The sequence below is a fragment of the Salibacterium aidingense DSM 18341 genome (assembly GCF_000429685.1).
In the GTDB taxonomy this organism is placed as follows: domain Bacteria; phylum Bacillota; class Bacilli; order Bacillales; family Marinococcaceae; genus Salibacterium; species Salibacterium aidingense.
Map to the genome: position 1 here is coordinate 414,728 of NZ_AUCI01000001.1, position 20,703 is coordinate 435,430.

Here is a 20,703-nt window from a genome sequence, read left to right on the forward strand (position 1 = left end):
TCCTTGTTAAACAATGCTGTCTATATATTTTTTTGCTTTTAATGCATACTCGTAGGGATTGCATATTTTAGGGTCCTGTTCTGCCTCCACTATAATCCATCCCTGATATTCGTGTTTTACTAAATACTCCATGATTGGCTTAAAATCGATATAGCCGTCTCCAGGCACAGTGAACGCACCTTTTTTACCGCACCAAGGAAGTTATCTTTCTCATGGATGATTTCTTCTGCTATCTTTTCTCGTATATCTTTAAAGTGTACATGCTTGATCCTGTGAAAGTATTTGTCCAGGATATAGAAGGGATCTCCACCGGAAAATACGAGATGGCCGGTATCATACAGCAGGCTCACTTTATCCGAGTCTGTCTCTTCCATAAGCCTCTCAATCTCTTCGGTCGTTTGAATACCGGTTCCCATATGATGGTGATAGACGATGGTCATTCCTTTTTCATTAGCAAGCTCTCCCAGCTGTTGCAGCCCATCTATAAAACGTTTCCAATCTTCTTCATCAAAAACAGGCTTTTGCCCAAACAGTGCAGCGTCCTCTTTTTGGATACTGTTTCCCTGCTCTGAAACGACGATGACTTCAGCTCCAAGAGCGTATAGAAAATCCCGGTGTTCAATGAAGGATGCTTTTACGTCTTCAAACGATTCAGTTGTAAGAAAGGAGCTGAACCACGCGCTGGCTGTCTGTAGCCCTCTTAAGTCTAAATAGTGCTTCAATGTTTCCGGATCCTCCGGGTATTTATTGCCTATTTCTGTTCCTGTGTAACCAGCCAGTGCCATTTCACTGATGCATTGTTCAAATGTATTTTCAGCACCCAGGTCAGGCATGTCATCATTGGTCCTAATTGAATTCGTTCCATAAATCCGATCATCCTTCGTATTGAATTTCCACCAGCGCATCTTCTTCGAACGATCGCTGACACGCAGCAGCTACTTCTGTGCTGCGCAATCCGTCCCATGCTGTAATAGAAGGGTTCGTATTATCACGAATGCACCTTACAAAATCTTTCATTTCATCCATGTACGCTTCTCTGAAACGTTCCGGAAAGTTTTGCAACGTCGGGCGGACGACCCCGTTTTCATTAAATACGGTCACTTTGTTTTTATCGGGCGTTGCCGCAATTCGAAGCATTCCTTTCGTTCCAATTACTTCCGTTTCCACATGGTATCCGTGGCTGGCCGTTCTGCCTGCTACAAGAAAGGCGGTCACATCATTTTCGAGCTGCATCGTTACCGTACCGATATCTACTTCGTTCAGTTCCGCTAATTCCGGTGCCGCTTTGTTGCTTCCGGTCGCCCAGACTTTTTTTATTTCTGAGTTGGTGTACCACCGAATAACGTCAATATCGTGAACGCTCATATCTAAATAAATGCCGCCGCTTGGGCTTTTTTGGGCAAACTTGACAAAGCTTTCCAATCCATCAATCGGATCAATACCGTAGGAACGGATGATGGAAATATCACCAATATCGCCGCGGTCAATCATGTCCTTGGCATACAAATAGTCATTATCGAACCTTCGCATAAAGCCAAGATGAAAAACGCGGTCACTCTGTTCAATAGTCTCGATAGTGTCTTTAATATCCTTCACATCGAGCCCGATCGGTTTTTCACAGAAAACATGCAGGTTCTGTTCCAGGGCCGATTGAATATGCTGCGGGTGAAAACCGGAAGGAGTTACGATACATACCGCATCCAATTCGTTATTTTGAATCATGTCTTCATAAGACGTATACGTGTAAGGTACTTCATATTTTTTCTGGATCAGCTTATTAACCTCTTCATCCAAGTTCGAAATGGCTGTCAGCTCTACATTCTTGAGAGTTGAAATATTATCGACGTGGATTAAGCCTAATCGGCCTAATCCCGCTACGCCTATTTTAATCGTCTCCATTCATCTCACTCTTTTTTTAATATTGTTTAGCCCGGCTTCGCATTTCTTCTACTTCCGGCACTTTATTCATCACATTTTGATTGGCAGAGTGCTCCGAAATGCCGACATTCCAGAAACTATCGTACCCGTCTGTCATCGTTTTAGGGAGGACTTTAATTTGAATAAAGGTCGACTTTTTGCTTTTTTTCGCTGCTTCCAGAGCTTGTTCCAACTCTTGGTTATTCCGGGCTGTGTAAGTTTCAAGACCATATCCTTCAGCTACCTTCGCATAATCAATGTTGATAACGCTGCCGTTCACATCAGTAAATTCGGTACAGAAACTGTCGCTGCCATGACCCATCTGTAGGTTGTTAATGCAGCCATAGCCGGCGTTATCGAACAAAATAATGTTAATCTTTTGTCGGTATTGCAGGGATGTCACCAGTTCAGAATGAAGCATTAAAAAGCTGCCGTCCCCCACCATACTGTAGACTTCTTTATCAGGATGAGCGAGTTTCACCCCTAAGCTGCCTGCGATCTCATAGCCCATAGCCGAGTATCCATACTCAACATGGTAGGTATTTTCGACCGTCGGACTCCAGACTCGATGCATGTCTCCGGGCAGAGATCCAGCCGAAGTAACCACATAGCTTGAAGGATCGATAAGCTCATTTATTTTGATTAAAGCTGTTGTTTGGGCATATGCCGTGTTCAGTGCTTTTGCGTAGGCTTTGAGCTGGTCACGGCTGAAACCATCTTTCACTTCGGGTGCATAGTTTTTATCATCCAGATCTATATCGATTTCTGCGAGCCGTTCTCTTTCAGCTGTCCATTCTTGTTTATAGCCTGCCAATTCCTCCATAAACGAACTTTCATAGTTTCCAAGCATGTTATTCAGCTTTTGAACGGTAATTCGGGCATCTCCCACCAGTTGAACCGCATCCCACTTATAGGCCTGCATCCGGCTTACATTGATATTGATAAAGGACGCTTCCTCAAAGGCAAAGGCGGTCTTGGAAGAAGTGGTGAAATCGGTATAGCGTGTACCGACACCGATAATGACATCCGCCTGTTTTGCGGCTTTGTTTGCTGCCAGCGTTCCAGTCACGCCCACTCCGCCTAAATTATAAGGGTGGCTGGATGATACAGTAGACTTGCCGGCCTGTGTTTCCACAATTCCTATCCCAAACTTGCGGGAAAATTCCGCGATCTCTTCTCCTGCAAGAGAGTATTTTGCTCCGCCCCCGACAACCATAAGCGGCTTCTCTGCGCGTTGTAACACTGATACTGCACGCTTCAGGGAGTCTTCCGAAGGGAGGACACGGTCGACGTAATGCACTCGTTTCTCAAAAAACGTTTCCTCAAAATCAAAAGTCTCTCCTTCCACATCCTGGGCAATCGATAAGGTAACAGGCCCTGCGGTTTCCGGATCGGTCATCACTTCAAATGCCCGCAGTAAGGCAGCCATCAGCTGTTCCGGCCGTTCAATCCGATCCCAGTACCGGGACACCGGTTTCAAGGCATCATTCGTTGTAACTTTCTGGCTGTGAAACTGTTCAATCTGTTGAAGTACCGGATCCGGCTGGCGGTTCGCAAATGTATCTCCCGGCAGAAACAAAACGGGAAGATTATTCGCCATCGCAGTTGCCGCGGCGGTGACCAGATTGGCAGAACCCGGTCCGATGGAAGACGTCACAGCAAAGATTTTCCTGCGGAAATTCTCTTTTGCAAAGGCCACCGCTGCCTGGGCCATGCCCTGTTCATTTTTTCCCTGAATAACCTTTAAATCACCGGCATCTTCCTGCATTGCCTGACCTAGACCGAGTACATTGCCGTGACCGAAAATATTAAATATTCCTTCAACAAAAGGGGTTTCTTTTCCGTCAAAAGAAATGTACTGGTTGTTTAAGAATTTGATTAACGCCTGGGATGTGGTTAATTTCACAGTATTAGGCATAACGCTTCACCCTTCATGGTTTTGAATTAACGTCTCAATTTCTTCGACAGTCGGCATCGCCTCCGATGAACTGTGTTTGGAAACAACAATGGAAGCTGCAGCACTGCCGTACTTTAATGCTTCTTTTACTCCTTTATTCTGTTTCATGGCATAAATAAAGCCGGAGGCGAAAGAATCGCCTGCACCAAATGTTTTTAAAACTTGTGTTTTATAAACATCACCTTCTATGACGTTCCCGTTTCTGGTGAAAGCTTTTGATCCTTTTACACCATGCTTTACAACAATCAATTGAGGGGAATACTCAAATAGTTTCTTCACAGAGGCTTCGTCAGTTTGGTCTTCTGAATTTTCAAGCACATTAAATTCATCTCTTGTGCCGATAACTACATCTGCCATTCGTGCAGCTGCAGTCATATAAATTGATGTTTCCTCTTTGCTTTTCCATGTGTAAGGACGGTAATCCAATTCTATAATAACTTCCACCCCATTCTGTCTGGCGGTGTCAATAGCATGCAGTGCCGCTTCCCTGGATGGGGATTGGCTTAACGATGTGCCGGAAACGAGCAGTGTCTCAGCCGACTGGATGTACTCATCGTCAAAATCATTCACGTCTAAATACAAATCAGCCACATGATCACGATACATCAAGATACTGCATTCTTCCGGGCTTTTTATTTCTGTAAACGTTAAACCGATTTTTCTGCCTTCTGTATCTTTAGTGATATATTTGGTGTCGACTCCTGCTTTATTCATGTAGTCGAGTACGAAGTTTCCATGCTGGTCATCAGACACCTTTGCAATCATGCCGACGTCGAGACCAAGTTTAGCGGTCCCAATCGCTACGTTGGCAGGCGATCCTCCCACGTATTTTGTAAACGTCATCGTCTCTTCCATCGGACGGTTGTATTCCGTCGCATTTAAGTCGACAGCTGCTCTTCCGAATGTAATTAATTGTTTTTTTTCCATTTTCAATCCCTCTCCAGAATCCATTGATGATCTTTATCGGTATGGAATTTCCATTTTCTTTTTGGTCCTGCCATGACATTCAAATAATACAAGTCATATCCGTCCGGTACGCCCACAGGATGGTAGCCTTTGGGTACTGATACGCAATCCTGATGTTCAACAGCCATGGTTTCGTCCAATGCCCGGTCATCGGTATACACCCGCTGAAACACAAATCCCTGCTCTGGATCAATTTCATGATAGTACGTTTCTTCGAGCATCGACTCCTCTGGCAGGTTGTCCTGATCGTGTTTATGCGGAGGATAGCTTGAGAAATTGCCGCTGTCTGTATAGACTTCCACGACTAATAAGTTTTCCGGAATATCCACATCATCTGGCAAAATGTTATGCACGAGCCGCTGATTGGAGTATTTGCCGCGATATTCTTTATTGATATCGGATGCCTTAATGACTCTCGTCTCCAATACTTTACTGGAATTGGAGTAACAGAGCGCCACTTTTGCAAACTTATTGGCCTGGATCTGGAATTGTTTTGTAGATGGAATATAAATGCTGTCCGTTGGTATCTTTTCAAACACGGACTCTCTTGTGCCAAGGTTTGTATAAGCGTTCTCTTCCACATTCACATCGACATTGCCTGTTAGGATGACGGCACACAACTCAGTATTGGACAAGGTTTCTTCGTACCGGGACCCTTCTTCTATTTCAATGACTTTAAATTGGACATAGTCGAGGCCGGCGTTCGACTGATTCACATCCTGAATCAGCTTCACTCCGTCAGACAATGAAGTTTTGCCTTTTTTGTATAATAAATCAGCCATTTTTATTCCTCCTCGGAAAAATTAGGTTCAAGATGTCTTGCGGTTACAACCTTTTTGCGCGTATAGAATTCCACCCCATCTTTTCCATTTGCATGCAGCGATCCGAAGAAAGAAGATTTCCAGCCGGAGAATGGAAAGATTGCCATAGGAGCTGGCACGCCAAGGTTGATTCCTAACATCCCGGCATCAATGTTTTCACGGAAATAACGGATGCTGGATGCGCTGTCCGTGAATAAGCAGGCGCCATTGGCAAATTCAGATTGGTTTGCTACTTGGATACCCTCTTTGAGAGTCTTAATTTTTATGATAGATAACACCGGTGCAAAGATTTCGTCCTTCCATATCGTCATGTCTGTTTTGACATCTTCGAAGATGGTCGGTCCGACGAAGTAACCGTCGTCCGATGTTCTTTCGCGGCCGTCCAGAAGCAACCGGGCTCCTTCTTGTACTCCTTTCTCGATGTACTGGATCGTTGTTTCTTTGTTCTGCTCCCGGATTACCGGCCCCAAGAACACACCATCATCAAGTCCGTTCCCCATTTGAATATTTTCTGTTTCCGTTTTAAGCTTTTGTATAAATTCATCATAGATGCCCTCTTCAACTGCGATTACTGCTGCTGCCATGCACCTTTCGCCGGCAGATCCGAATGCGGCGCTGATTACTTCTTTCACCGCCTGATCTACTTTGGCATCATCGAGCACAATCGTGTGGTTTTTCGCCCCTGTCAGTGCCTGTACTCTCTTTAAGTTGTCTGTGCCTTTTTTGTAAACATGCTCTCCAACCGGTTTGGAACCCACAAATGAAACAGCTTTAATGTACTCATTTTCCAAAATACCGTTAACGATATCGTGAGCGCCATTGACGACATTGAATACGCCTTTTGGAAGACCGGATGTTTCGAGCAGCTCCACCAGTTTCTCAATCAGGAGAGGAGTTTTTTCGGATGGCTTCAGCACAAAGGTATTTCCTGTAGCGATCGCCATCGGAAACATCCAGCAAGGAACCATCATTGGAAAATTAAATGGTGTAATACCTCCGACTACTCCGACCGGGTAACGATAGTTGGTGCCTTCAATATCTGTGGCAATCGAAGACAGAGAATCTCCCATCATCAAACTCGGCGCACCGGCGGCGAATTCCACATTCTCAATACCGCGCTGTACTTCTCCTAGAGATTCATTCAGGCTTTTTCCGTTTTCTTTTGTAATGATTTCTGCCAGTTCCTGTTTATTATCCGTCAATAATTGTTGAAACTTAAACAGGATTCGCGCCCGCTTTGGAACAGCTGTATTTTTCCACTCCTCCGATGCCTCTTGGGCAATTGCTGCTGCATGGTCAAGTTCTTCTTTTTTAGAAAGGGGTACTTCAGCCATGACTTTTTTCGTCGCCGGATTAAACACGCTAATCGATTCTGTACTTTTACTTCTTTCCCACTCGCCGTTAACATAGTTTTTTAATGTTTTGATTTCTGACATTCTCATCCTCCCAGTAACCGCTTTCACGATATTGATTAAATTATGTTTATATTTTATAAACCAATCATAAATTAGTCAAGTATTAATTAATTCTTGAGTAACTATTGATTAATTTAAACAAATTGTTATGTGTTGCACACGTTTTTATGATAATATGTATTCAAATCTATTAAATGGAAATCATGTATGTAGTGGACATAGGGAGGGATGATATGAAAGTTAAGCGGTTAAGTCAGATAGAAGAATATTTAGGTGAAAAACAGGAAGCATCTTTAGAAGAGTTGAAAAATCATTTTAATGTCTCAATGAATACGATACGACGTGATATTAATGAATTAGCGCAAACCAATGTCATAAAAAAAGTGTATGGCGGAGTCATTTATAATAGCAGCAGTTCAACGACTACAGCTTATGAGGAAAGAAATATCAGCCACTATGCTGAAAAAAAGAACATCGGGAAACATTGTTCCAGGTATATTGAGCAGCATGATATTGTGTATATTGATTCAGGGACTACAACTCATTTTGTGCTCGACTCCCTTTCGCAGGATATTGAATTCACATTGATTACCAATAGTTTGGAGGTACTTAATAAAGCAGTTTCTTATCCAAACGTTCATATCATGATTATCGGCGAAACGTATAAACGTTCTACTAAATCTTTCACCGGGATTACCGATGATGAAACCATTACAAAATTCAATATTAATAAAGCATTTATGTCTGCTACTGCCTTCTCGATGAACAACGGGGCTTCTAACTCCGATCTTCTCGAAAACCGAATCAAAAAAATTGTCTGCGAACGTGCAAATGAAGTATATTTGCTGATCGATTCTTCCAAATTCGGCAAAAGCTCCTTGTTCACGTACAGTCATTTGGAAGATATTTCGGTTATTATCACGGATCAAAATATGGATCAAGCCTATGCAGACCAAATAAAAAAGGCAAACAAAACGATTGTTATGGTATAAGAAAAACATGAATAGAGAGGATGTAGATGGTGCCTTTATTAAAATTTCATTTGTACGAAGGGAAAAGCCCCGAACAAATCCAGACTATTTTAGATGTGGCCCATGATGTCATGGTGGAAGCGTTTGAGATACATTACAGAGACCGGTACCAAATGGTCCATGAACACAAAAAGTATCAAATGATCATGCAGGACACGGGGTTAGGTTTTGAAAGAACAGATGATTTTCTACTGATTCACGTATTTTCCAGGAAGCGGACGCAGGCACAAATAACAACGTTTTATCATAACCTCGCCCGGGACTTACAGAGAAAATGCCATATCCAACCTCATGATGTTATGGTTTCTATTGCTTCGAATGAAGATGAGGACTGGAGTTTTGGAGAAGGCAGGGCACAATTCCTGACCGGGGAACTGTAAATCGAGCAGGAGGGATCAGCCATTCCCTCCTACTCGATTTAAATGAATTTCTGCCAGCTCTTGCACCAAATCATAAACCATTTTGGCATTGGAAACGTGATCCATCGCATGAACCAAATAGACGGTAAGGGGCGTTTCCTGTTCCCTCGCATTCAGGTTCAACACTTCTGTCTGTTTTTTATGGGCATGAAGGAGGAAACTTTGAGCTTTCTTCATTTTCGCGTCATACCCCTCACGATCCAGAACTTTGGCACAGGCCAAAGCCTCAAATGCACAATTTTTAGACTGTCCCGCTTCTGTAATCAAAGGCATGAAGGAGGAAATATCCATCTCCATCAGGACAAGACCCCATTCAGCTGTTCAAACATACTATAGGTGTTCATATTATTATAATCGCTCACCGAAATGTTCAGCACTTCTGCGTTTGTTTCTTTTTTATAAGCTTCCGATTTATGATGAACTTGAGGTCCCAGAAGTACCACGTCCATATTGTTTTCTTTCACATATTCCAAACCTTCTTCGGTATTTTTCGAGCTGATATTCCACTTCTTATCGTTCTCCTTTGCCAAGTTTACCAGCTTTGTCACTAACAAGCTTGTTGTAATTCCAGCCTCACATACCACTATTACTTCTTTCATCATACTCACCCCTGTCTAGTACACAACCCACAAATGTAGTCAGTTTCAGCTTTATTGTCAATCCTATTCTCGCTCTTTTATTTTTCTCTCCCCTCTCGTTACTTCTTTTACGCATTATCGGTATTGTCAAAAAAAGGACTGTCCACTCGTAAAACCCTAAATTTTCAATAGTTATATAATCCTCATCTTTTTTAACAAAGTTTAAGATGTAATCATTAGAAAAATCATCAGGTTCCAGGTTATTTAACCAGTCTTCGAAGTCAAATATCGGCAGCACTTGGGCACCATTCACAACATCAATGCATAGAAAAGTATCTTTTTCGACAGGAGGCACCACCTTTGTTAAAATTAATTTTTAAAAATGCATGATCACTACTTGCATGAAAAACGTCAGTAAAAATTAACAAATGAAATAAGGCATATGTTAAAACAATTTAAAGATAGATAACATCATTACTTCGTCACCAACATCTAATAGTTGCCGAATCCCCAAGAAAGATGAATATCTCTGGATGGTGCGGCCATTTTTATAAAGAATAGAAATTCAAACCCTAGAAAATGTCTTGATATTCGTTCTACTCGTCCCCGCGGGAAAAAAGTCATTGGGTGAGTAATAACTTATCGTGATCTTCAGGCCCATTATATTGATAATCATCCTTTGATACATGTTTATGTTTGTGTTTCCTATGGTAAAGTTTGAATGAACACGTATGCTTTTCGGGAAGCAGCATAGAACTAAAAAACCGCAAATGCGGGTACACCTGGTGTCCTGTACAACAGCCGTTTTAAGAGAGAAGGAGGAATAGACCACGTCCTTAGCCAAGGGGCAGTCTATTAGGGCGCCAAACATCACCATTAAAGGTAATGTCTGATATATATTCATTCCCTCCGGGAGATTAGCCGACCACCCTTAGAAGCCTTCTGTTGTACAAGTTATATTTTATGATAAACCCTCTCATATATGGTGACATACAGTCGCTCCATAACTAATGTAAACGTCAAATGCTCCTTGTCTAACCTTACCATAGACCGCATCCTTTGCCCATTTCTCTACTAGATTAACAACTCGTTCTAAGAAAACAGACAGGGTGATAGAATGCTATGCAATGGTCTGCATTCTCCAGGTCCACATAATCCAGGCTTCTTTTCATCTAAGTCCCTCCGATTTTTTTATATTTTTGATAAAAAGTTTAAAAATGCCATCATTCACTGTATTTAGTGAATAATGGCACAGGTCTAATTATCTATTTTTATTTATTTCTCGATGCCTTATTCTCTTCCAACACGTTTCTACCTTCAATCAGCCGTCTTTCATTTGTAACAAACATGCGCTGCTCTATCGTTAACTCCTCAAACATCTCTCCAGCTCTGCGAATCTGTTTTTCATCTTCCACCGTGACCTCCTCCGGATCTGGCAGATTACGGATCGCTTCCTTAACCTTTTCCACTTCTTCCGGTACAGGCTCCGGTTCCATCATGGTTCGGTTCAGGAGGGTAGGATGGTCCGCCATGGAATGAATCGCAGTATCATCCACGTACATCTCCGTTTTACTGATACCGCCGGAGTGAAAATAGTATTTCAGATATGCAGCATCGTCCGGTACCTCCGCCAGCATCGAAACAGGCTGCCATGTTTCGGCGGGAAGATCAGCATCCCGGGACAGTTTAATGTCAGAGTCTACCATTTCACCGGCTTCGTTGAAATACTGGATTTCGGTGACAACACTGTGGGATTGACTGATCTTATAAACCTGGGATTCGATAAGGTAGGACTGTCCTGCTTCTACATCGACCGGACTGCTTTCTAATCGAAGCGTGGCTTCATCCGTGCCGTCCAAAAAGTGGAGGCTGGCCTCACCAGTACGGGCATTAGTTTCCGAGCGTTCCAGAATAGAGTCCTCATGCGTGTCCATTTTCGTCCAGCCCTGAATCTTGTCCGTCCCTTTCTCTTCAAATCCTTCATTTTCAAAAGAAAGACCTTCTTCCCCGTTATCACTGGAGTCTTTGTCCAACGTAAAGGTATCGACGGTGTCCCCGTTTTTCGTTACGGCTTCGAGTGTTAACGTTCGGCCTTCAATCGTAATACCTGTATAGATCTGCTCCTCTTCTGTCAGTTCCCGGATATACTCATAGTCTCCGACAGGGTAAAATTTTGGCCCTGTAGTGCCGCCGATGACATAGGGCACACCTTCCTCCGGCTGTACGATACGGCCGTCTTTCATCGGCCAGGTGCGCGAATACGCGTGATCATGACCGGCAAGTACCAGATCGACTCCCGTTTCGTGAAATACCGGTTCCAGGACGGCCCGTACCTCCTCATTGGAACGGGTTGGATGCGTATGGTACGGAGAACGATGGGTCACTACAATATTCCATGTCTTGTCGGAGTTCTCCAAGTCTTCTCTCAGCCATAACGCCTGTGCCGCTAAATCCCCCTCGGAATTCAGCACAGCTATATGGGTATTGCTGTAGTCAAAAGAATAGGCCCTTTCCGTTTCTCCGTCCGGTCCATTTTCCGGGAGTTGAAACTGAGCATCGTAATACTCCATCCCATTGCCTACCGCTTCGTGATTTCCCGGGAGCGGGTACAGCCTCATATCCTTAAGGTAAGGAGTTCCTGCTTCAAACCAATAGTCCCATTCCGTCTGATTATCGCCGTTATTGACCATATCCCCGCCAAATAGAGTAAATGCCGCGTCAGGATACGACTCTGCCGCTTCTCTCATCGTTTCCGTCCACAAACTGTACCCAGCTTCGGACGGAGCCTGAGTATCAGTGGCAAAAAGAAATTGGAAATCTTCCTCTGCAACCGGAGCTGTTTGAAACCGGCCGGTCTCTGACCATTCTCCCTCTGTGCCGCTGCCCACCCGGTACTGGAAGGATGCATCCGGTTGAAGTTTGTCCACTTCTGCTTCATGAAGGCGCATTTCCCCAATATTGGTATCAAAGGAAAAATTACTGCCTTTTCCCTGTACAACCTCGTCACCGTCAAAAGCTTTGCCCTCCGGCACCACTTCAACAACAGTTTGCCGAACATCCGGATGAGTGCGCCAGGTAAAGGCTGCTGTTGTCGCCGGGTCCTGCGCCGACGTCAGCACAAGATTTTCCGGCTCCCTCGTGCCATGCTCATCATAAATGGGGAACGAAAATCCATTACTCGTTCTGCCATCATATACCGCATGCAGTTCTACCTCTCCTCCGAACAATGTTAACTGCTCCGTTTCCAGCACACCATTTTCATTCGTCACTCCAAGCGGCTGCCCCCATGCTTCGATAGTAAGATCCTTACTTTGCATCCAGCCGATTGTCTCGTCTGGCAGTTCCACCCGAATCCAGCCATCCTCGGATTTTTCTAAAATAGGAAGAAGTGTGTTTTGGCTCACCGTATCAACCTCATCACTCGATACATCCGGTTCATCGTACAGAGGAACCGTTTCACCATCAGGAACGGAAGCCACTTCCTTATCCGTTTTCCCAACAAAAACTTCTGCTCCCGGAAGGCTCTGCCCTGCTTCATTTGTCACCCTGATTTCTGAACCTTCCCTTTTAAAAAGGCCCTCTGCTGTAATCTCCATCGCCAGATCCTCTTCAGAGGAGCGCTCTATGAATGCATCGTCTAGATAGACTTCGGTATTGCTGATCCCTCCGGAATAAAAACCAAGGGTGGCATAAGCAGCATCTTCCGGAGCTTCGACAAACTGGGAAACCGTGGTCCAGGATTCTTCCATTAAGTCCTCTGCCCCGAAAAATTCGCGCTCCCGTACGATTTCTTTTTCGTCTTCATCGTAAAATCGTACATCCATAGCCAGACGATGGGATTGATACACCCGGAACACTTCTGCGCTGATAAAATAAGGAACTCCGGCTTCCACAGAAACCTTCTCACTTTCTACGTTTAATGAACCAGAGTTATCCTGATCGTTATAATACATGCTGTAGGTGCCTCGGGCAGCCTGTTGTTCCGAACGCTCCACCACGGATGGACCTGTAATACTCCCGGTCTGCCAGCCCGGAATGGACCCATTCTCCAACGGTTCCTCAAACCCTGCATTGCGAAATTCTTTTCTTTCTGTTCCACCGCTATTCCCGCCTTATATCTTCTTTAAAAGACTTTCGAACGGGCCTGCACCATACAGGCGGCTTTCACCGCATACGGCGCGCCGTCAGCGATTTCTTCTATTTATTTCCCTCCTTTCATCCAAACACAGTGGCGTAAATGGAATATGATGCCATTCTTAAAACTCTTTGAATATTTCGTAAAGCCTCCCTCGACAAAAACCGGGCCGTGCCAGGCACAAATAGAACGCATCCCAGCAGGATGCGTTCTAGCCCAATGTTCGTAATGAAATTGACAAAGCACATTGCTAATTCGTTCAATTCATGCAATTCGTGAGAAGCAAGTTGCAACATCATCACTCCCAGGCTAGTACGTTCCTTTATTAGAATGTTTAAATTTTCTCTAATTATACTTTATGCTTCATTAACTAAGTCTTCTTCTTTACTGATTTCATCTACAGATGAAACTGGTTTTTTAAGAATAAAGATAACAACAGCTGTCGCTAAAGATCCTATAAGCAATGCCATAATAAAAGCAAGAGGGTTGATCATAGTAAATGTAGCTAAAAGTCCAACGTGATGGACCCTGGAACCAGCCCCCCCAAAGCATACTCAAAGCTCCACCAACAGCACCTCCAACCCCGGTAGCAATGATACATCTAATAACATCTTTTAAAGTAATTGGAAAATAACCTTCTGTCATTATAAAAATTCCGTAGGAACAGCTGTTTTGAGAGTCTCCACTTCATTATTTGGGTAGATTGTTTTATGGAAAATCTATTGAAAACAAAGTCCCTGCCCGCCGCGATTGGTTTTCTGATAATGAAATACATACTCAACCCAGATGCCACGGGAGCGATTAAAGGAATTAACAACATCGGTTTTAATCCTTCCGCCCATGTCGGCACTTTCAGTCTGTCTGTTAAATTTTGTAATATATCCAGGCTGTAAAACCACACCACTCGCTGACGCTTCTCGGTAGTTCTCCTTGGCTTCTATCGTACCGTTTTAGCCGAGCGTGGATGCATATTGTTGACTTCCTCCCGATAAAAGCAGGCATTTCCTTAAGCGATAGTCGCCTCATTCAACATTAATCAACAAGGCTTCGATTTCCGCCGATTAATCAGGTATCCATCATCGATGATGCGAATTTCTTCATTTAATAAATAAATCATGGAATTTTGAACGATGCAGTGTTATAAATTATGAATTAGCGTTTATTCTAACAGTTGCTCCAATTCGATGGTTTAAACACCTCACATTTGTCCAAAAAAAGAATATCTCTTTAACAAATGTCATAACATCCTGAAATAGGTTAATCCATTTTATTACCCCAATATAGTAGGAGGAGCACATGAATAACTTATTACCTATAGGAGCTCAACTTAAATCATACAATCTAGAAGCGTTAAAACATGATAGTTATGCAGGTCTTATGGTTGCTCTTTTACTTGTTCCCCAAGCAATTGCCTATGCCATGATGGCAGGTATCCCTGCAGTTTACGGGCTTTATGCCTCTATTTTTCCTCTATTCGTTTATAGCTGTTTAGGGACGTCCCCGCTACTCTCCGTTGGACCTGTAGCCGCGGTGTCCATCATGGTGTTTACTGGATTGGCACCAGTATCTCCGCCCGGAACAGGCGTTTATGTTTCTTTGGTTGCTACGTTAACCTTGACGGTAGGATTAATGCAAATTTTGTTTTCCGTTCTACGCCTGGGGACTGTCTTTCAATATATTCCCCATTCTGTATTAAAAGGATTTATGAATGCCCTCGCTTTAACAATTATTCTCAATCAATTAGAACCACTATTTGGAGTCCCCTTTCAACGAGACTTGCCATTTATATTGGCATTGAACGATTTGTTTAATCACCTGGGAAGCGTAAAATTTTCTGTTATCTTATTTAGTAGTATTTTATTCGTTTTCTACGTCTTTCTCAGAGTTAAACGAATTCCCTTCGCGTCTCTTTTTATTATAATATTTAGTGGGCTTGTCGTTCATTTTTTTCATATAGAAGAATTTGATATCCAAATCGTAGGTCAAATTAAATCTGGATTTCCAACGTGGGAGCTCCCTTCACTTCAAGTAAATTATTTATCTACTATTTTACCCCTTGCTTTTTTTATCGCCTTGATCAGTTTCTTAGAATCTTTTGCTATGGGTACTCAATTGAGCCAAAACAAAGCAAAACCAATAGATCCAAACCAAGAACTATTCGCATTAGGTTTGGCAAATTTTGTCGGAAGTTTAACACAGGCTTTGCCTGTAGCAGGAGCTTTTTCAAGATCCGCAGTAAATAAAGATTCCAAAGCAAAATCTAGTGTCTCCTCTATTTTTACTGCATGTTTTGTTTTATTACTAAGCAGTCTTTTTACCTCACCTCTTGCTCTTTTACCTCATGCGACTCTCGCTATCATCATTATTTTAGCAGCACATAAACTTATTGACTGGTCTTCTATTGGAAGAAAGCCCATTGTATTGACAACTACCATAACCTCTTTGATTTTCGGATTAAAAATTGGATTTTTTATAGGGGTAGGGGCCTTTCTAATATTCTGGCTTATTAATAATACATTATCAGTACGTAAGTGAAATATCTATCAGGGTTGAGCACGAGTTAACTTTATAAAATGGATGGGTTATGTTGACGAACTCAAACCTAGTTGATATAAAGAGTAGAGAAAAGTGAAACTCTCAGCCACTAAGGATCATATTTCTCCATATATGTACGCCTATGATTTCCATAGCGCGGTATCAATAAGAACCTTTGATCGAATGAAAATACTCTTGTAATCGGTATATTTATCACTAATTTAAAAAAAAATAAATCATTGTATTTTGAAGGTTTTCATCCTTATAAACATTATTTAAATGTTACAATTAATAAACAAAGACACAATATTAACCTTTTATTTTTGTTCCACCAAAAGATATACTTTCTGTTGAAACAAAATGGAAGAAGGAGAAAGATCATTATAATGGATAATATAGACAGTAAGATTTTAGACTTACTAACTGAAAATTCTAGAATGTCTTATGTGGAAATTGGAAAACAATTAGGGGTTTCCAGAGTATCAATAAGAGATCGCATTCAACAATTAGTCAACAAAGGTATTATTGAAAAATTCAGTGTAGTTATTAACTCGGAAAAAGCCGGAAAAAATGTATCTGCTTTTTTCGAAGTAGACTGCGAACCTAAAGCACTGGTTGAAGTTGCAGAGGCTTTAGTGAACCATCCTTATGTTGCAAGCTGTTATCAAATGACAGGGCCTAGTACATTACACATGCATGTATTAGTTGAAGATATGGGAGAACTTGAAAACTTTATTAATAATGAATTGTATGCATTAGAAGGAATTACTCGTGTTGAATCACATATTCTGCTGCGGCGCTTCAAGAGCAGATCTGGACTTAAATTATAAAGAGATTCAAATACTTTTTTTCGACTTAACTCTAAAATCAAGAGGTTCATTTAGCAAAATTCTGGAGCGTATCATTTCCTCTTTGAATTATTATTCCATAAGTTGCTTCCCTTATATGTAATGCCATTCAAGCGTCAGGTTTGCCATTTCTCTGACTTATCTCTGCCATGACATAGATCCGCTTGTCCTAAAGAGAGCCACTACCTTAACGATAGTGGCTGGGGTTTTATTATTTCCAATTCCATTTCTTTCTCTCATGTAGGGACTTCCATCCATCAAAAGACGTACCATTCGATCCAGCAGCATCGCATCAGCTTAGACACGATTCACTTGTTTGCCTGGCTATCTTTCGCTTATGATGAACTTGTAATAGGTGATTGTGTAAGTTTAGTATAACAGCGGTGATGACTTCACATGAAACTCTGTACTATACCAGGAGTCGTTCGTTTGTCTTTCTCCTTACAAGAATATTCTTCGTTATCCTCCTAAAAACACCGCCCCATAAACAATTGATGAAAAGATGACCAACGCAGGGTGGACCTTGAATTTCTCTAATAAAATATAACTCAACACCAGGAGAATACCAGAACTCCAGCTTCCAATACCATTTACGGAACTATTTAAAAACTGAAATGTTAAAGAGGCTAATAAAACAATAATAACAGGCCTTATGTATATCGTTAATCGCTTTACTTTAGGAGAATCCCGATATTTAAGCAGAATTCCAACTAAAAGAATCATTAACAATAGAGAAGGGGCAATGGTTGCAAACATAGCAATGAATACTCCAAAAAATCCACCAACTTCAAATCCTATATAGCCCGCCATTTTCGTTGCTATTGGGCCGGGAAGACTATTACCAATTGCCAGTACTTCACTAAATTCACTTGTTGTCATCCACTCATGATTCTCGACTACTTCATGCTGTATAAGCGGAATGGAAGCCGGTCCCCCGCCATAACCTAATAAACCTGGCACTAAAAATGCTACGAATAAATTCAAGTAAACCATATCCTGATCCTTCCAATTCTATTCAAATCTCTTGCTGCTATTTTTTTTGAAGGAGAGCCGCAGCAAAGAGTGTTATAATAACAATCGCTGGATGAATATTCACAAATTCAATCAATATAATTCCCACAGTAATAAAAAGCATCAATACTTTCCATCCAAAATCTTTTTTAGATCTTTTGATGAAATTCCAAGTTAAGACACCCATCATCACTGTTACTACTGGTAAAACACCGTTTGTAACCCCATCCACCCAAGCTTGATCCTGGAAGTTGGATAAAGCTACAAATAATCCAATCATTAGAATGACAGTTGGCAAACTAGATGCTGCCACCCCATTTATAGCTCCTGGGACCCCAGCTTTTTCATACCCTATATATCCGGCGAGTTTCGTTACGATCGGTCCAGGTAAAGTATTCCCCAAAGCAAGAATGTCACCAAATTCGTCTTCAGTCATCCACTGATAGTTTTCTACTACCTCTTTATGTATTAATGGAATAGAAGCAGGCCCCCCTCCATATCCTAAAATACCAACTCTTAAAAATGCTCCAAATAAGGCCAGATGCATCTCTTTCTCCCCTTAGTGTTTGGATTAACTCATTAAAGAAGTCTACTTAAAAGATTTTCAAATGCTTCCTGGAGCTTCATTGTCACTTTCCCAGGTGATCCATTTCCTATACAATTGTTATCTATTTTTATTACAGGAACAATGTCTTTGGTAGTACTTGTGATGAATGCTTCTTCTCCTTGTAAAACATCTTCTTTCAAAAATGGTTCCTCTCTAGCTTCAATCTTCAATTGTTCAGCTAGTTCCAGGACTTTTAAGCGGGTTATACCATTTAATATATAGTTGTTTACGGGATGAGTATAGATAACACCCTTTTTTACAATAAAAAAATTCGTGGCACTACCCTCCGTGATAGTATTCGAACGATGGAGTACGGCCTCTTCCGCACCTTTTTTATTTGCTTCTTCTTTTGCAAGAACACTTCCAAGTAAATTAATACTTTTTATATCGTTTCTTAACCATCGTATGTCATCTTGAAAGATGGCGCTTATTCCGCTTTTTTGTTTCTCAATGGGCCTGTATAATTCTCTAGTATAAGCTATCATTACAGGGGCAACGGCAGGATTGGGAAAATCATGTGAACGTTGATTAACGCCACGGCTTATTTGAATATATGTGATACCTTCATTAATATTATTAATGTTTATTAGTTTTTCAATCTTCTTTTCTATGTCAGAAATAGAGGTGTTCATTTTTATAGATATTTTATTAGCACTGCTAAACAGACGCTCTATGTGTTCCTCTAGCCAAAGCGCTTTACCATTTAATATTTTAATTACCTCATAAACTCCATCTCCAAATTGATAACTTCGGTCTTCAATATGTGTGTACGCTTCCTTCCAGTTTACAAATTCATTATTAAAATATACCTTTTCCATTAAACTGCTTCCTCTCTGTAAAAAGTATGCATTACTACCAAACTGCCACTTGTCCATCTGTTCTCGGGTCCGTAGCGCCAATTAATAAATTATCTTCATCCTTCCAAATAATTTGGCCCCTGCCAAACTTTCCTCCGTGAAATTGTTTTTGAACTTGATGTCCTTTTTGTTCTAACTGCAGCGCTAAATTATTATCAAAATGTGGTTCAATAATAATTGTTTTATTGCCTATCCACTGCCAACGTGGAGCATCCATGCTAGCTTGTGGATTAAGATGAAAGTCGATAGCATTCATCGCTACCTGCAAATGGCCTTGCGGTTGCATAAAACCTCCCATTACGCCAAACGGGCCTATTGGATGAGTGTCTCTGGTTATAAATCCTGGAATGATAGTATGATAACTTTTTTTCCAGGGTGCAAGGGCATTAACATGTTTATGATCCAGCGAATAATCTTTTCCTCGGTTTTGAAGGGCAACACCAGTACCTTCTACGACCACACCTGAGCCAAAACCTTTATAGTTGCTTTGAATAAATGAAACCATATTTCCTTCATTATCAGCTGTGGCTAAATACACCGTGCCGCCTTGAGGGGGATTACCTGGAGCAGGTGTGAGAGCCTGATCGCTTATTCGATTGTACTGTTGCCTACTGTATTCTTCAGATAGCAACGAATCCACTGTAACATCCATGAATTCGGGTGCAGAAATGAATGCTTGGGCGTCTGTGAAGGCCAGCTTTATTGCTTCAATCTGCTTATGTATTGTACTTGCTGCATCTCTATTGATGAACTTGTCTTTTTTCAGCATATTCAACGCCATTAGGGTAATAATTCCCTGTCCATTAGGAGGGATTTCCCAAATATCGTATCCTTTATAATGAACGCTGATCGGATCCACCCATTCCACTTGATAGGATGAAAGATCATCTCCCTTGATCACCCCACCTTGCTCTTTGGACTGCTTTTCTATTTTCTCCGCAAACTCTCCTCTATAAAACCATTCTCCTTTTGTCTCTGCGATATGTTCCAACGTATCTGCATGATCTTGCATTTTAAATAGATCTCCAGGTTCTGGTGCTGTTCCATTATTAGTGAACGTTTGAAACCACGATTTAAATGCTTTATCATTAAATTGGCTAAATGTCTTAACTGCTTTTTTCCAGTTATAACTTACTGTGGGGGTAACGGCAAACCCATGGCGTGCATAGTCAATCGCAGGCTTTAACAGCTCTTTAAAAGATAGTTTTCCGAACCGCTCAGATAATGCAACCCAGGAAGCCGGGGCGCCAGGCACTGTCACTGGCAGCCATCCATATTCCGGCATTTGCTCATACCCACGTTTCTTTACTTTATCAATAGAAATCTCTTGGGGGGAATAACCACTTGCATTTAACCCATACAATTTGTCCTTCACCCAAACAATAGCAAAGGCATCTCCTCCAATACCATTTGAAGAAGGTTCAACTACAGTTAAACAAGCCGCTGTAGCAATAGCAGCATCTATGGCATTACCACCCATTTTCATCATATCCATTCCAACTTGAGCTGCAACTGGTTGAGAGGTGGCTACCATTCCTTTTTGGGCAAACATGACATTTCTTCGCGAATGGTATGGATACGACAACGAATCGAATGTTTTCATTTT

Annotated in this window: 17 protein-coding genes and 1 pseudogene; 5 read left to right on the forward strand and 13 right to left on the reverse strand. The window is 41.8% G+C overall.

Features of this window, described 5'->3' with window-relative positions:
- Positions 1-6: 6 nt before the first annotated feature.
- From iolE to G475_RS0101985, 6 genes and pseudogenes are all read right to left on the reverse strand, one after another.
- Positions 7-905, reverse strand: a pseudogene (iolE, locus tag G475_RS24065) (myo-inosose-2 dehydratase).
- A complete protein-coding gene (locus G475_RS0101965) occupies positions 874-1,899 on the reverse strand; it encodes a Gfo/Idh/MocA family oxidoreductase (protein ID WP_026699816.1) in 1,026 nt (341 codons plus the stop codon). The pseudogene iolE and the gene G475_RS0101965 overlap by 32 nt, the downstream one beginning before the upstream one ends.
- A gap of 16 nt (positions 1,900-1,915) precedes the next feature.
- A complete protein-coding gene (iolD, locus tag G475_RS0101970) occupies positions 1,916-3,835 on the reverse strand; it encodes a 3D-(3,5/4)-trihydroxycyclohexane-1,2-dione acylhydrolase (decyclizing) (RefSeq protein WP_026699817.1) in 1,920 nt (639 codons plus the stop codon).
- Positions 3,836-3,841: 6 nt separating this feature from the next.
- The gene (gene iolC, locus G475_RS0101975) at positions 3,842-4,801 is read right to left on the reverse strand and encodes a 5-dehydro-2-deoxygluconokinase (protein ID WP_156911602.1); all 960 of its coding nucleotides are present in this window, start codon (positions 4,799-4,801) and stop codon (positions 3,842-3,844) included.
- Between the two features lie 2 nt (positions 4,802-4,803).
- On the reverse strand, positions 4,804-5,622 hold the full coding sequence (iolB, locus tag G475_RS0101980) for a 5-deoxy-glucuronate isomerase (protein ID WP_026699819.1): 819 nt from the start codon (positions 5,620-5,622) through the stop codon (positions 4,804-4,806).
- A 2-nt stretch (positions 5,623-5,624) separates the two neighbouring features.
- Positions 5,625-7,097 (reverse strand): CoA-acylating methylmalonate-semialdehyde dehydrogenase, encoded by a 1,473-nt coding sequence (locus tag G475_RS0101985; protein ID WP_026699820.1) that lies wholly within the window; start codon positions 7,095-7,097, stop codon positions 5,625-5,627.
- Positions 7,098-7,309: 212 nt separating this feature from the next.
- On the opposite strand from G475_RS0101985, the gene G475_RS0101990 reads away from it, so the two are divergent.
- Together G475_RS0101990 and G475_RS0101995 are read left to right on the forward strand one after the other, a co-directional pair.
- Positions 7,310-8,068, forward strand: coding sequence for a DeoR/GlpR family DNA-binding transcription regulator (locus G475_RS0101990; protein ID WP_026699821.1), 759 nt, complete (start codon positions 7,310-7,312; stop codon positions 8,066-8,068).
- A gap of 29 nt (positions 8,069-8,097) precedes the next feature.
- The gene (locus G475_RS0101995) at positions 8,098-8,487 is read left to right on the forward strand and encodes a tautomerase family protein (RefSeq protein ID WP_026699822.1); all 390 of its coding nucleotides are present in this window, start codon (positions 8,098-8,100) and stop codon (positions 8,485-8,487) included.
- A gap of 15 nt (positions 8,488-8,502) precedes the next feature.
- Here the strand turns inward: G475_RS0101995 and G475_RS0102000 are convergent, their stop codons facing one another.
- The 3 genes from G475_RS0102000 to G475_RS0102015 form a co-directional block, all read right to left on the reverse strand.
- A complete protein-coding gene (locus G475_RS0102000; protein WP_051302068.1) occupies positions 8,503-8,823 on the reverse strand; it encodes a PTS lactose/cellobiose transporter subunit IIA in 321 nt (106 codons plus the stop codon).
- Positions 8,823-9,125: a PTS sugar transporter subunit IIB gene (locus G475_RS0102005; RefSeq protein ID WP_026699824.1), complete on the reverse strand. Its 303-nt coding sequence runs from the start codon at positions 9,123-9,125 to the stop codon at positions 8,823-8,825. The genes G475_RS0102000 and G475_RS0102005 overlap by 1 nt, the downstream gene beginning before the upstream one ends.
- A gap of 1,250 nt (positions 9,126-10,375) precedes the next feature.
- Positions 10,376-13,156 carry a metallophosphoesterase gene (locus G475_RS0102015; RefSeq protein WP_026699826.1) on the reverse strand — a complete coding sequence of 927 codons (2,781 nt, stop codon included), beginning with the start codon at positions 13,154-13,156 and terminating at the stop codon, positions 10,376-10,378.
- 793 nt (positions 13,157-13,949) lie between these two features.
- Between G475_RS0102015 and G475_RS27050 the strand changes: the two genes are divergently transcribed.
- From G475_RS27050 to G475_RS0102035, 3 genes are all read left to right on the forward strand, one after another.
- Entirely contained in the window at positions 13,950-14,132 is a 183-nt protein-coding gene (locus G475_RS27050) for a hypothetical protein (RefSeq protein WP_156911603.1), read from the forward strand.
- A gap of 403 nt (positions 14,133-14,535) precedes the next feature.
- Positions 14,536-15,774 carry a SulP family inorganic anion transporter gene (locus G475_RS0102030; RefSeq protein ID WP_026699828.1) on the forward strand — a complete coding sequence of 413 codons (1,239 nt, stop codon included), beginning with the start codon at positions 14,536-14,538 and terminating at the stop codon, positions 15,772-15,774.
- A 380-nt stretch (positions 15,775-16,154) separates the two neighbouring features.
- Positions 16,155-16,604, forward strand: coding sequence for an Lrp/AsnC family transcriptional regulator (locus tag G475_RS0102035; RefSeq protein WP_026699829.1), 450 nt, complete (start codon positions 16,155-16,157; stop codon positions 16,602-16,604).
- Positions 16,605-17,081: 477 nt separating this feature from the next.
- Here G475_RS0102035 and G475_RS0102040 read toward each other — a convergent pair whose 3' ends face one another.
- From G475_RS0102040 to G475_RS0102055, 4 genes are read right to left on the reverse strand one after another with little or no spacing between them, the layout of a single operon-like run.
- Positions 17,082-17,615, reverse strand: coding sequence for a chromate transporter (locus G475_RS0102040; RefSeq protein ID WP_026699830.1), 534 nt, complete (start codon positions 17,613-17,615; stop codon positions 17,082-17,084).
- Between the two features lie 37 nt (positions 17,616-17,652).
- The gene (locus G475_RS24070; protein WP_035709794.1) at positions 17,653-18,180 is read right to left on the reverse strand and encodes a chromate transporter; all 528 of its coding nucleotides are present in this window, start codon (positions 18,178-18,180) and stop codon (positions 17,653-17,655) included.
- Between the two features lie 32 nt (positions 18,181-18,212).
- The gene (gene dat, locus G475_RS0102050) at positions 18,213-19,058 is read right to left on the reverse strand and encodes a D-amino-acid transaminase (RefSeq protein WP_026699831.1); all 846 of its coding nucleotides are present in this window, start codon (positions 19,056-19,058) and stop codon (positions 18,213-18,215) included.
- Between the two features lie 34 nt (positions 19,059-19,092).
- A complete protein-coding gene (locus G475_RS0102055) occupies positions 19,093-20,700 on the reverse strand; it encodes a gamma-glutamyltransferase family protein (protein ID WP_026699832.1) in 1,608 nt (535 codons plus the stop codon).
- Between the last annotated feature and the right edge of the window lie 3 nt (positions 20,701-20,703).

Coding starts and splice junctions, on each gene's coding strand:
- G475_RS0101965 (WP_026699816.1), bottom strand. CDS start 1,899: ATGGAGACGATTAAAATAGGCGTAGCGGGATTAGGCCGATTAGGCTTA.
- iolD (WP_026699817.1), bottom strand. CDS start 3,835: ATGCCTAATACTGTGAAATTAACCACATCCCAGGCGTTAATCAAATTC.
- iolC (WP_156911602.1), bottom strand. CDS start 4,801: ATGGAAAAAAAACAATTAATTACATTCGGAAGAGCAGCTGTCGACTTA.
- iolB (WP_026699819.1), bottom strand. CDS start 5,622: ATGGCTGATTTATTATACAAAAAAGGCAAAACTTCATTGTCTGACGGA.
- G475_RS0101985 (WP_026699820.1), bottom strand. CDS start 7,097: ATGTCAGAAATCAAAACATTAAAAAACTATGTTAACGGCGAGTGGGAA.
- G475_RS0101990 (WP_026699821.1), top strand. CDS start 7,310: ATGAAAGTTAAGCGGTTAAGTCAGATAGAAGAATATTTAGGTGAAAAA.
- G475_RS0102000 (WP_051302068.1), bottom strand. CDS start 8,823: ATGGAGATGGATATTTCCTCCTTCATGCCTTTGATTACAGAAGCGGGA.
- G475_RS0102005 (WP_026699824.1), bottom strand. CDS start 9,125: ATGAAAGAAGTAATAGTGGTATGTGAGGCTGGAATTACAACAAGCTTG.
- G475_RS27050 (WP_156911603.1), top strand. CDS start 13,950: ATGGAAAATCTATTGAAAACAAAGTCCCTGCCCGCCGCGATTGGTTTT.
- G475_RS0102030 (WP_026699828.1), top strand. CDS start 14,536: ATGAATAACTTATTACCTATAGGAGCTCAACTTAAATCATACAATCTA.
- G475_RS0102040 (WP_026699830.1), bottom strand. CDS start 17,615: ATGGTTTACTTGAATTTATTCGTAGCATTTTTAGTGCCAGGTTTATTA.
- G475_RS24070 (WP_035709794.1), bottom strand. CDS start 18,180: ATGCATCTGGCCTTATTTGGAGCATTTTTAAGAGTTGGTATTTTAGGA.
- dat (WP_026699831.1), bottom strand. CDS start 19,058: ATGGAAAAGGTATATTTTAATAATGAATTTGTAAACTGGAAGGAAGCG.
- G475_RS0102055 (WP_026699832.1), bottom strand. CDS start 20,700: ATGAAAACATTCGATTCGTTGTCGTATCCATACCATTCGCGAAGAAAT.